Annotated in this window: 9 protein-coding genes; 6 read left to right on the plus strand and 3 right to left on the minus strand. The window is 46.4% G+C overall.

The genetic code is table 11. The annotated features are described in order from the left end of the window. Positions 1–12: 12 nt before the first annotated feature. Positions 13–822 (plus strand): exodeoxyribonuclease III, encoded by an 810-nt coding sequence (gene xthA, locus EZV61_RS10700; RefSeq protein ID WP_131415547.1) that lies wholly within the window; start codon positions 13–15, stop codon positions 820–822. Positions 823–1,067: 245 nt separating this feature from the next. Next, positions 1,068–1,712 (plus strand): Bax inhibitor-1 family protein, encoded by a 645-nt coding sequence (locus tag EZV61_RS10705; protein WP_114336744.1) that lies wholly within the window; start codon positions 1,068–1,070, stop codon positions 1,710–1,712. A gap of 65 nt (positions 1,713–1,777) precedes the next feature. On the opposite strand, the gene EZV61_RS10710 is transcribed toward EZV61_RS10705, so the two are convergent. Beyond that, the gene (locus tag EZV61_RS10710) at positions 1,778–2,272 is read right to left on the minus strand and encodes a glycine cleavage system transcriptional repressor (protein WP_114336745.1); all 495 of its coding nucleotides are present in this window, start codon (positions 2,270–2,272) and stop codon (positions 1,778–1,780) included. 268 nt (positions 2,273–2,540) lie between these two features. Continuing rightward, entirely contained in the window at positions 2,541–4,106 is a 1,566-nt protein-coding gene (locus EZV61_RS10715) for a DUF3360 family protein (RefSeq protein WP_114336746.1), read from the minus strand. A 727-nt stretch (positions 4,107–4,833) separates the two neighbouring features. On the opposite strand from EZV61_RS10715, the gene pflB reads away from it, so the two are divergent. Together pflB and pflA are read left to right on the plus strand one after the other, a co-directional pair. Next, positions 4,834–7,119: a formate C-acetyltransferase gene (gene pflB / locus EZV61_RS10720; RefSeq protein ID WP_114336747.1), complete on the plus strand. Its 2,286-nt coding sequence runs from the start codon at positions 4,834–4,836 to the stop codon at positions 7,117–7,119. Between the two features lie 73 nt (positions 7,120–7,192). Further along, positions 7,193–7,936, plus strand: coding sequence for a pyruvate formate lyase 1-activating protein (gene pflA / locus EZV61_RS10725; RefSeq protein ID WP_114336748.1), 744 nt, complete (start codon positions 7,193–7,195; stop codon positions 7,934–7,936). Positions 7,937–8,243: 307 nt separating this feature from the next. Here pflA and yfbV read toward each other — a convergent pair whose 3' ends face one another. Continuing rightward, a complete protein-coding gene (gene yfbV / locus EZV61_RS10730) occupies positions 8,244–8,687 on the minus strand; it encodes a terminus macrodomain insulation protein YfbV (RefSeq protein ID WP_158537941.1) in 444 nt (147 codons plus the stop codon). 311 nt (positions 8,688–8,998) lie between these two features. Here yfbV and EZV61_RS10735 point away from each other — a divergent pair, with 311 nt between their 5' ends. Beyond that, positions 8,999–10,195 (plus strand): acetate kinase, encoded by a 1,197-nt coding sequence (locus EZV61_RS10735; protein ID WP_131415549.1) that lies wholly within the window; start codon positions 8,999–9,001, stop codon positions 10,193–10,195. Between the two features lie 62 nt (positions 10,196–10,257). Next, on the plus strand, positions 10,258–12,411 hold the full coding sequence (gene pta / locus EZV61_RS10740) for a phosphate acetyltransferase (RefSeq protein ID WP_114336751.1): 2,154 nt from the start codon (positions 10,258–10,260) through the stop codon (positions 12,409–12,411). Positions 12,412–12,453: the final 42 nt, after the last annotated feature.

Here is a 12,453-nt window from a genome sequence, read left to right on the forward strand (position 1 = left end):
GTAAGAGATAACATGAAAATCGTCAGTTTTAATATCAATGGCCTTAGAGCACGCCTTCATCAATTGGAAGCGCTAATAGACAAACATCAACCGGATGTCATTGGGCTACAAGAGACCAAAGTGCATGACGAAGTATTTCCATTAGCAGCTGTAGAAGCTCTCGGTTACCACGTAGAGTTTTATGGCCAGAAAGCCCATTACGGCGTCGCCATGTTAAGTAAACAAAAGCCTATTTCCGTCGAAAAAGGATTTCCTAATGACAGTGAAGATGCGCAAAAACGGATGATTAAAGCGACATTTGAACTCGAAGATGGTTCGCTACTGCATGTTATGAACGGCTACTTCCCCCAAGGCGAAAGTCGCGATCACCCAGTAAAGTTCCCATATAAAAAGAAGTTCTATCAAGATCTACAAACCTATTTAGAAGACACCCACACTCCCGATGACAAGCTGATTGTCATGGGTGATATCAACATCTCTCCCACCGATTTAGACATAGGCATCGGAGATAACAACGCGAAGCGCTGGCTAAAAACGGGGAAATGCAGTTTCCTACCGGAAGAACGAGAATGGTTAGCAAAGCTGCAAGGTTGGGGATTTACCGATACTTTTAGATACCTAAGCCCTGAAACTACAGAGAAATATAGCTGGTTTGACTATCGCTCCCGCGGTTTCGACGACAATAGAGGGCTACGTATCGACGTTATACTAGCGACAGCGCCGTTGGTTGATTGCCTAGTCGAATCTGATATCGATTATCAACTCAGGGGAATTGAAAAGCCGTCCGATCACGCGCCGATTTGGAGTTCATTCAAATTTTAACGGAACGATTAGCGACGATCGATGCAACACTTATAAGTTATCCAGCCCGTAACAAGACTGGATAACTACTCGGGAACATTTTTCATCATCTTGTAAGTAAAGCGATGAAGTTACATTTGCTTCAGTCTAACTATGGCCGAACAGGGAACCTCAGGTTAAGATAGTGGTCTTAATCAGCTGTAAAACAAGATTACAACCAAAGGTTGCGGCGGTGGCCTCAGCCAACAGGGAAATAAGGAAAAGCTATGAGCGTGGTTTCAACAGCGTCACAAGGCGTTATTCAGGAACAGAACAAAGTATTAAAAAATACCTTTTTCATGGTGGGATTACAGTTCGCTACTGCAGCCGCCGTAGGTGTAGCTGCCACCCTACTCGCTTTGCCACCTGTGCATTGGATCATCTTCCTGGCCGGGTTTTATGGCCTTTCATTCATGGTTGAGAAAAACCGTTACAACATGACCGGTTTCTTCTGCGCACTCGCTGCTGCAGGCTTGTTGGGATACGCCAGTGGTCCAATCATCAGTATGTATTTAGCAGTGAAGCCTGACGCCGTATTTATGGCGTTAGCGATGACCGGCCTATCTATGTTTGGTTTATCTCTCTACGCCACCACGACGAAGAAAGACCTTAACCTGCTCGGCGGCGCAATGAGTATCGCATTTTGGGTATTATTGGGCGGTGTCGTCTTAAATATCTTTATGGGTAGCAGCTTAATCAGCCTGATGATTTCCGGCGGTATCGCCATATTCTCTGGTCTAGCCATCATGATGACAATCCAAGCTATCATCCGCGGTGGTGAAACAAGCTATGTATCAGCCTCACTGACAATCTTTGTCGGTATCTACAACATATTCATGTTCTTCTTGCGTTTCTTTGGATCTGACGATTAAGCGAGAGAATGACTTAAATAAAAGCCCGGCCAAATGGCCGGGCTTTTTGCTATTGAAGGCGTGTTCTAATTCAGATTAACGACGGCATCACCATCTAAAGACTCAAGCTTTGCCGCTATAGTGTTCGGTTCGACATCCTGCGGCAATCTGAGCTTCATTTGTGCGGTAAATATATTAGAGCCCAGCTCCACCACACCTACGCGGTGGCTTTCCATATGTTCAACCTTCACTCCCTCTTCGGTCAGTAAATGAGTAATTTCACTCACCAATCCAGGGCGATCACTGGAGTCGTAACTCACATTGACCGTAGCGCCAACTTCAGCGTCCTTAATCGGGCTGAAAAGCACATTAAATCCTTCAAGTGCAGCAAACTCCCCTTTCATCTGCGTTTCATTCTCTGCAGGGATATCTATTTTAATTAATCCCGCAAACTGTCCGCCTAGATGATTAGTTTTGCTATCTAACCAGCGCCCCCCCAAACTATGCGTCTTCTCCGCCATGAGTTTCAACATACCCTGATGCTCAGGACCAACAATGCTAACCATGAACTGCACACTCATGAGATTACCCTCCGTTTAGGGGTTGATGTGTAGCGCACCTAAACCTAATAAAATAGCAGAGCCTACATACGCGACAGGAAAAAAACTTACGTCATAAGTGTAACACTTGATCGAACATTTCACTGGTTAGCTACGGCTTAAAATCAAACAGTTAGTTTCTGAATCTGCGTACGATCATGAATAGTTACAGTTTGCGGCACTAAATATAAAAAAAGCCGCTTATCACAGATAAGCGGCTTCGAAACTATTGTATATTAACTAGTTACAGCTATAGCAATGCTGGTATACCAAACTTACCTTCCAGCATACCAACAGCCAACATCGCTGCGGCACAAACAATCAATACCACGGTAGGAATGACAAGACGATCCAACTTGCTCAGTCTCTTCGGACGCTCTTTATCACCAATCAAGCCGTTATTATCAAGCAGCATGGTCAGTGCCCAAGCTAAAACTGGATTAGTAACCATCGCAGCAAAAATACAGATCCCAGCGGACTGAGAGTCTTTCGCATCTTTAATCATCTGCATGCCAGCTTCCAACAGAGGCAAGGCAACACCAACTAACAAAGCGATACGCATCACTGGTGGCCAAACTGCGGCATCCATCGGGTAGCCCACGATAGCAATAACCATAACCAGAGCACCAAGAAGAATCGCACCGCCAGGGATTGGGCGCTTAGCAATTGCAGCAGGGATCATATAAGTACCCCAACTAGACGTGATATTACCGCCACCAACCGCTGTACCGACCATTTGACGAACTGAACACATGGTCATGGTGTCATCTACATCCATCAATACTTTTTCGGTCTTCTTCGGATAGTTCAGTTCTTGGAAAATACGATGCCCAAGGAAGTCTGGTGACCACATAGCAACGGCCAAGATAGCGAACGGCAATGATGCAATAAAGTGCTGCATATTGGGCAAGCCCAACATCCAACCCTCTTCAGTAGAACCCCACCAATACACAGGATTGAGGTTGGGTAAACCAGGTTGCGTAGTGAAGTTTAGGTCAAAACTGGCGCCTGATAGCATCGCTACGACAAAACCAGTGACAGCACACAACGGAATAGCGAGCCAGCGCTTACCTAATTTAGCGAGAACCGCATAAACAACGACAGTAATAGCCAAAACAATTAAGGCAATATATCCCATATCACCAGCAGCAACGCCTTCAGCTTCATTACTCAAGCCATTCGCCCAAGCAATCAGAGAATCTATTTGGCTGATGGAGCCAGTAAAGCCGAGGAACACCAACAAGCCACCGGCGACACCTTCACTGGTTAAATTAACTAATCGGGAGCCCCCCTTTACCGCACTCAAAATCAAGCCGAATACGCCGATTAAGATAGCCAGTGCTAATGGATGTGCACCGGCCATAGCAATCATAAAGATCATTGGGATCATGGGGCCATGATTACCCGCTAAGTTTGCTCTGGGATTGATGAAACCCGACGCCAGAATACAAAACAAGAAAGCAGGGATAATCATCTCTACACGTGCCACTTCAATGGCAAACTCAACCCCAAGGTCAATATGTTCCCATTTATCAGAGAGACCCGCGGCCCAAGCCATCATCACTGCTGAATACATTGCAATAATGCCGATAGTACCAGCGATCGCAGGTACTAAATCTTCCAGTTCAAATCGGAAATCACGTCCAGGTAAATTCAAACCATAGCGTCGAGGCTTCATGATCTGAAGTTCATGGTCCAAATAGTCGGCACGAGTATCAAACTCCCGACTAGGGCGATGCAGTTCGCGATAGCTGCGCTCTTCTGTGGTGTCAGCGTTAGCCGGATTCACCGGATCAATATCTTGATGGTTACCCATAGCGACGTTGGCTTCCTCTAAATGATTAAAAACAAAACAGTGTCAGTGCTCGATGGACGAATCTAAATAAGATAGCCGAATGGCCAGAAATAGCAGTGTCGCCAGCAAGCATACAGATCATGGAAAGGAGTGTAGTTTTTTTTCAACTTTTTTAGTTGATGTTGATCATAATTAGATAACTGTCTGTAACAAATAAATAAGCAGAATCAACCCTCTGAATTAGCGCTGCAATGTGGCTAGAAGCCGGCACCCTGACAGGTTTAAACCCCATAACTGCTGGGGTTTTAGATGGTTCCCTACCTCACCAGTAATCAGCAAAACAAGTACAAACAGATAACATATTAATTTAATGTTATATTTTCAATTGGTTAACAAACACCCTGACAATTTCTGTAATAAAATTACAAAAAATAAAAATAACTGATCCAGATCAATTATTACGGCCTACCTACTGGTAAGATGACAGCGTGAATTTTGGTTTATCCACCCATTTCTTTGATACTGAAGTAAGTGGTATGTAATTGCCTTACAACGTATGAAATAAGCATTTCATCGGTGACGAAACGACATTGCACCAATGGTTACAATGTGTCGCCTAGAGCGCAAAAAATCATATAAACTGAGGCAAACAAGCTATCCTTTTAGCAGGTGCGCAAGCCCGAGCAGACATTGGCACCAGCTTCAAATGTAGTCTTAATTTATGTCACGTGTGACAAGGGGAAACGTAATGCCAGAGTCAAAATCAGTTAACGCCTGGGACGGTTTTACAGCAGGTGATTGGCAAACAGAAGTTAACGTTCGCGACTTCATCCAAAAGAACTACACGCCATATGAAGGTGATGAGAGCTTCCTTGCCGGTGCCACCGAAGCCACAACTCAGTTGTGGAATACCGTCATGGAAGGTATCAAGCAAGAAAACACAACCCACGCACCTGTCGATTTCGATACCGACAACCCAGCAACCATTACTTCTCACGACGCCGGGTATATCCATAAAGACTTAGAAACCATCGTTGGTTTGCAGACTGATAAGCCGCTGAAGCGTGCGATCATCTGTAACGGTGGTATTCGCATGGTTGAGACATCTTGCAAAGTCTACGGCCGCGAACTCGACCCTATGGTCAACAAAGTTTTCAGTGAATATCGTAAAACCCACAACCAGGGTGTATTCGATGTTTACACAGCAGATATCCGTAACTGTCGTAAATCAGGTGTTATCACCGGCTTACCTGACGCCTATGGTCGTGGCCGTATCATTGGTGACTACCGTCGCGTTGCCCTCTATGGCATCGACGCGCTGATGAAAGACAAGGTTAAACAACATATCAGCCTTGAAGAAGATATGTACTCTGCCCCTGACGGCGCAAACCTTGAAAAATCGATTCGTCTGCGCGAAGAGATTAGCGAACAACATCGTGCCTTAGGCCAGATGAAAGAGATGGCCGCTAAGTACGGTTGTGACATCAGCAAGCCTGCACAAACAGCACAAGAAGCGATCCAATGGACATACTTCGGCTACCTCGCTGCAGTTAAGAGCCAAAACGGCGCCGCAATGAGCTTAGGCCGAGTATCTACGTTCCTCGACATCTACATTGAACGTGACATCGCGGCTGGTAAGCTTACTGAAGAACAAGCTCAGGAAATGATTGACCATTTCGTAATGAAACTGCGTATGGTTCGTTTCCTTCGTACCCCTGAGTACGACGATCTGTTCTCTGGTGATCCTATCTGGGCAACGGAATCAATTGGTGGTATGGGCCTTGACGGTCGTCCCTTGGTTGCTAAAACCAGCTTCCGCTTCTTGAATACGCTATACACCATGGGCCCAAGCCCAGAGCCAAACACCACTGTACTTTGGTCAGAGCAATTACCAGAAAACTTTAAAAAGTACTGTGCAAAAGTATCTATCGACACCTCATCTATTCAGTACGAAAACGATGATTTGATGCGTACAGACTTTGATTATGATGACTATGCGATCGCATGCTGTGTAAGCCCAATGCGTATCGGTAAAGATATGCAGTTCTTTGGTGCCCGAGCCAACTTGGCCAAGACCTTACTGTACGCAATCAACGGTGGTATGGACGAGAAGCTGAAGATCCAGATCGGTCCTAAAGAAGCACCAATTACAGATGAGTTCCTCGACTACGACGTTGTGATGGAGCGCCTGGATCACTTCATGGATTGGTTGGCCAAGCAATATGTTGGTGCGTTGAACTGCATCCACTATATGCACGACAAGTACAGCTATGAAGCCGCGCTGATGGCACTGCATGATCGTGACGTTCGTCGTACAATGGCATGTGGTATCGCAGGCCTTTCGATCACTGCTGATTCCCTTGCTGCAATCAAGTACGCAAAAGTTAAGCCTGTACGTGACGAAGATGGTATCGCCACAGATTTCGAAACTGTTGGTGATTTCCCTAAATTTGGTAACAACGACACTCGTGTAGACGAAATTGCTTGTGATTTGGTTGAGCGCTTCATGAAGAAAATTCAGAAGTTGTCCACTTATCGCGATGCTGTACCTACTCAGTCAGTTCTCACCATTACTTCTAACGTTGTTTATGGTAAGAAAACGGGTAACACGCCAGATGGCCGCGCTGCCGGTGCTCCTTTTGCTCCGGGTGCTAACCCAATGCATGGTCGCGATGAAAAAGGTGCCGTGGCATCACTGACATCAGTTGCTAAACTGCCATTTGCTTATGCAAAAGATGGCATCAGCTACACTTTCTCTATCGTGCCTAACGCGTTGGGTAAAGATGATGACACCCGTAAGCAGAACTTGGCAGGTTTGATGGATGGTTACTTCCACCATGAATCAGCTATCGAAGGTGGTCAGCATCTGAACGTTAATGTCATGAACCGCGAAATGTTACTTGATGCGATGGAAAACCCTGAGAAGTATCCTCAGTTAACTATCCGTGTCTCTGGTTATGCAGTACGTTTTAACTCTCTGACCAAAGAACAGCAGCAAGACGTTATTACCCGGACATTCACCGCAACGCTGTAAGTTGCTAGAAATTAGGGTATAAAAGTAAGGCCTTGCGTATTCGGTACTCAAGGCCTTTTTTTATGGAGATATCATGGCAGCAATAAAAGGTAGAGTTCACTCCACTGAATCCTGCGGCACCGTGGACGGCCCTGGCATTCGTTACATCGTATTTATGCAAGGCTGTTTGATGCGCTGTAAGTATTGCCATAACCGCGATACATGGGATCTAGACGGTGGACGAGAAGTCACCGTTGAAGAGTTGATGTCAGAGATGCAAAGTTATCGTCACTTTATGAATGCCAGTGGTGGTGGCGTAACGGCATCGGGAGGCGAGGCAATTTTACAGGCAGCCTTCGTTAAAGAGTTATTCAAAGCCTGCCAAGCCGAGGGGATCCACACCTGTCTCGACACCAATGGCTTCGTTCGTGTCTATAACGACGATATTCATGAGCTTATCGACGTCTCTGATTTGGTGATGTTGGACATTAAGCAGATTGATGATGCCAAGCATATTGACCTAACAAAAGTGAGCAACAAAAGAACACTGCAATTTGCTCAATACTTGGCAGACAAGAACCAACCTGTTTGGCTACGTTATGTGGTCGTCGGTGGTTATACAGACGATATTGAGTCAGCACATGCCCTTGGCAATTTTATCAAGGAGATGAAAAATATTGAAAAAGTAGAACTACTTCCCTATCACGAGTTGGGCAAACACAAGTGGGAAGCCATGGGTGAAAAATATGACCTTGATGGTGTCAAGCCACCAAGTAAAGAAACAATGGAAGCAATAAAAGATGTGATCGCTAGCTATGGCCATCACGTGATGTATTAGTTATTGCCGATATTACTTGGCCTAGCGAGTTAAAAGATCTCGGCGGTAGGAGTTAGTCACTGCCGCCACCTTTCACAGCAGGCTCGATCTCCTTTTTATCATCACAATAGTCAACTCTATTTAGAGAGCAATTATGGCGCGCGCTCGTTGGTATAACGTCGATATCAGGCCAACGCAGTTTATTCATGTTCATGGCAGATGGCACTATGAATGAAGGAGCAATAAGCTTTATTACCACCTGTAAAACAGCCAAATAAAACTCGTTGAATGGAACACGATTCTGAACTGAAACGTGTGATGGCCTTGGCTAGAAAATACGCTGCAGCCTTGAAGATTCTAACTGCTTGAACGCTTGGTTTAGCAAAGCGCCCATATCCAAAAACTGCGGTTGTGATTTTACTGGAGATATCTGACACCCTTCAGCATTCATCCGAGCGTGGATATCTCGATACCATCCACTTAATGAGGGCGGTAAAGGTTGAGTAGCGCGATGCCCAAGCCAGAGTAAGCCTTGAAACGGAATCGACATAAGCAGTAGGCTCACAGCAATCATCTGAGCAAAAAACAAACCATCAACCAACAGATATTGCAAAGCAGGTAACATCACCGCAAAGCCGGGCAGCCAACGAGTCGCCCAGCGAGTAAACTGTATTACCCGAATCTCAGGGAAATGACGATACAGTTCAGGTCGGATAGGCCAAATGTTCATGTAGCGTTGCCCTTGCTGCAGTAACTCTGTTAGTTGCGACACCACGTACCCCTGCTTAAAACTTGATTCACATCTATGAGTGTACCTCATGTGACAACATTTTCGCCAAAACTATCCCATAACCCAGGTCCGGCGTTGCCGATTGATCATATAGTGCTAAAAATTGACCTAAGTTAAGGCGAGCACAGGGATTTTTTGTAATTTTATTACATTAGATATATATTTGCTCGCGCCTACACTCCATCATCAGCAGAGCGCACCGAACAATGCTTTTTGTTCTATTCTTATGTGACTTTAACTGATGAACGGGTGTTTCATCCCCCAAACAACTTGACTCAGGCTAAACGACTATTATGAGTGCCAACTTAGTTCTTGTTCTTAATTGCGGTAGTTCGTCTCTCAAGTTCGCCATTATTGATGCAGATAACGGCGACGAAATTCTTTCCGGCTTAGCCGAATGCCTCCACCTTCCCGAATCTCGCATTAAGTGGAAACTCAAAGGTGAGAAGGATGAAGCAAAATTAGGTGCTGGCTCAGCCCACAGAGAAGCGCTTGATTTCATAGTTGCATTAATTAATAAGCAACCTGGTCTAGCTGAATCGCTCGTAGCAATCGGTCATCGCGTGGTTCATGGCGGCGAACGTTTCACCAGTTCAATCGTTATTGATGACACTGTTATAGAGGGAATCGAAGCCTGTGCCACACTTGCTCCTCTGCACAACCCGGCGCACCTAATCGGTATTCGTGCAGCTCAAGCTGCGTTTCCTGCGCTTAAGCAAGTAGCCGTATTCGATACAGCATTCCATCAAACCATGCCTGAGCAGGCTTACCTTTACGCCCTACCCTATAAAATGTACCGTCAACACAGTATTCGACGTTACGGCATGCATGGCACCAGCCATTATTTCGTCAGCCAAGAAGCCGCTAAGATGCTTGGCAAACCGATAGCTGAAACGAATGTTATTGTTGCTCACCTAGGTAATGGTGGTTCTGTTTGTGCGGTAAAAGGTGGCAAAAGTGTAGACACCAGCATGGGTCTGACACCTCTTGAAGGGCTTGTCATGGGTACCCGTTCAGGCGATATTGATCCGGCTATCATTTTCCATTTGGTTGACAACGTTGGCTACACCCTCACAGAAGTAAACAACATGCTGCACAAGCAAAGCGGCTTGTTAGGATTAACCGAAGTCACCAGCGACTGTCGTTATGTTGAAGATGGCCTCGAGAGCGGCAAGCCGGAAGCGATCCGTGCTCATGAGGTATTTATTTATCGATTAGCTAAATACATCGCCAGTTATGCAGCTGCGCTGCCTAGCATTGATGCTGTCGTATTTACTGGTGGTATCGGCGAAAACGCAGCAGCGATCAGAAAAGATACCTTAGAGCTGCTACCTGTGTTTGGCTTTGAAGTTGATGACGACGCAAACATGAATTGCCGCTTTGGCAAAGCAGGTGAAATAACCTCTGCTGAGAGTCGTATTAAAGCATTGGTTATTCCAACCAACGAAGAGCTTGTCATCGCCAGAGATAGTGTTCGTTTGGCTAAGTAGTACTAAGCGGCCCGAGTCATTTACTCGGGCTTATCTTACTCAAGTACAAAAGGAAGTTCATAGTGTCACGCACTATAATGCTTATTCCCATCGGTGGCGGCGTCGGTCTCACAACCATCAGCTTAGGTATGGTTCGCGCATTAGAACGCCAAGGTGCCCGTGTCGGTTTTTACAAGCCAGTTGCACAGCTCAGGCTTGGTGATAAAGGCCCTGAACGTTCAACCGCGATTATTAATAATGCGACCAGCCTGACACCAGCTGAGCCATTGCGCATGCACTACGCAGAATCATTGATCAGTAGTGACCAACGCGATGTCTTACTTGAAGAGGTCGTCGCCCGCTATCAACAGTTCTGCGGCAATGACGATACCGTAGTGGTCGAAGGTTTAGTGCCCACTCGCCGCTCACCCTGGGCAAATCGTGCAAATATCGATATCGCCAAAGCGCTGGACGCAGAAGTTGTATTCGTTGCGACCCCAGGAGTTGATGATGCAGGGCAGCTGCGAGAGCGCGTAGAAATCGCCCACAACAATATGGGCGGAGACAAGAACACCCAACTATTGGGAGTTATCGTCAACAAGGTCGGCGCACCAGTGGACGATCAAGGACGTACCCGCCCTGACCTTAGTGAAATATTTGAAGGTAGCGAAGCCCATAGTAATGCGTCCGTCGATGCTATTATCAAAGCATTTAAGCATTCGAAAGTTTCACTATTAGGCTGTATTCCATGGACATACGATCTAATTGCACCACGAGTTAAAGACCTCGCTGACCACCTGAACGCCGAAGTCATTAACGAAGGGGAATTAGCCGGTCGCCGCCTGCGTAGCGTGACGTTTTGTGCCCGCAGCGTGCCCAATATGATCAGCCACTTTAAACCTGGTAGCTTGCTCGTGACATCAGCGGATCGCCCAGATGTCATCGTCTCAGCTTGCCTAGCTGCGATGAATGGCGTCGAGATTGGTGCATTATTGCTCACTGGCGGCTTCCAGCCTGATGCAAGCTTAATGGAGCTGTGTAAACCCGCGATGGTTGGTGGACTGCCTGTTATCTTGGTGGATACCAACACGTGGCAAACATCACTCAACCTGCAAGCATTTAATCTTGAAGTGCCAACTGACGACCCCCAACGGATCGAACAGGTGCAGGATTACACAGCCAGCCACATTGACGAAGGCTGGATCCACCAGATAGTGGCAGGTACAGATCGTAAGCGGAAACTCTCACCTCCGGCATTCCGTTATAAGCTGACAGAGTTAGCGCGCCAGGCGAATAAACGGATCGTGCTGCCAGAAGGCACAGAGCCAAGAACCATTAAAGCAGCAGCTATGTGCGCAGAACGCGGTATCGCACGTTGCGTACTCTTGGGTAATCCCGATGAAGTCGCTCGTATCGCTAGTCAACAAGGGGTAACCCTTGGTGAAGGCGTAGAGATTATCGACCCGCTCGCAGTACGTGAAAAATACATCGCACCGATGGTTGAAATGCGTAAGCATAAAGGGCTGACCGAAGTCGTTGCCGACGAGCAACTAGAAGATGAAGTCGTGCTAGGCACGATGATGCTAGCGCAAAATGAAGTCGACGGCTTGGTTTCTGGTGCTGTTCACACCACAGCACACACCATCAGGCCACCACTGCAACTTATCAAAACGGCGCCAGGTTGCAGTTTGGTATCATCAATCTTCTTTATGTTGTTACCTGACCAAGTTCTGGTTTACGGCGATTGCGCGATTAACCCAGATCCTACTGCAGAACAATTGGCTGATATCGCTATCCAATCTGCAGACTCAGCAACAGCATTTGGCATTGAACCCAAAGTTGCCATGATCAGCTACAGCACAGGTACTAGCGGCACAGGTACAGATGTAGACAAGGTTCGCTTGGCAACCGAAATTGCCAAACAGAAGCGTCCAGAACTGATTATTGATGGCCCACTGCAGTACGATGCTGCTGTCATGGAAAATGTAGCGAAGAAGAAAGCGCCTAACAGCCCAGTGGCTGGTCAAGCGACTGTCTTCATCTTTCCAGATCTGAACACTGGCAACACAACCTATAAAGCCGTTCAACGTTCAGCAGACTTAATCAGTATTGGCCCCATGCTGCAAGGCATGCGCAAGCCTGTTAATGATTTATCTCGCGGTGCGTTAGTGGAAGATATTGTCTATACAATCGCTTTAACAGCGATCCAATCCAGACAGTTGGATAACGTAAGCTAAAGTCGCCAATTCAGACCATAAAAGTAAAAAAAAAGGAGCTTA

Origin of the sequence: Corallincola luteus (assembly GCF_004336975.1) — a bacterium.
Classification (GTDB): domain Bacteria; phylum Pseudomonadota; class Gammaproteobacteria; order Enterobacterales; family Neiellaceae; genus Corallincola; species Corallincola holothuriorum.

What these genes read in the sequence shown, in the direction of transcription:
- EZV61_RS10735 (WP_131415549.1), top strand. Translation starts at nt 8,999, where the DNA reads ATGAGTGCCAACTTAGTTCTTGTTCTTAATTGCGGTAGTTCGTCTCTC.
- EZV61_RS10705 (WP_114336744.1), top strand. Translation starts at nt 1,068, where the DNA reads ATGAGCGTGGTTTCAACAGCGTCACAAGGCGTTATTCAGGAACAGAAC.
- EZV61_RS10710 (WP_114336745.1), bottom strand. Translation starts at nt 2,272, where the DNA reads ATGAGTGTGCAGTTCATGGTTAGCATTGTTGGTCCTGAGCATCAGGGT.
- pflB (WP_114336747.1), top strand. Translation starts at nt 4,834, where the DNA reads ATGCCAGAGTCAAAATCAGTTAACGCCTGGGACGGTTTTACAGCAGGT.
- pflA (WP_114336748.1), top strand. Translation starts at nt 7,193, where the DNA reads ATGGCAGCAATAAAAGGTAGAGTTCACTCCACTGAATCCTGCGGCACC.
- EZV61_RS10715 (WP_114336746.1), bottom strand. Translation starts at nt 4,106, where the DNA reads ATGGGTAACCATCAAGATATTGATCCGGTGAATCCGGCTAACGCTGAC.
- xthA (WP_131415547.1), top strand. Translation starts at nt 13, where the DNA reads ATGAAAATCGTCAGTTTTAATATCAATGGCCTTAGAGCACGCCTTCAT.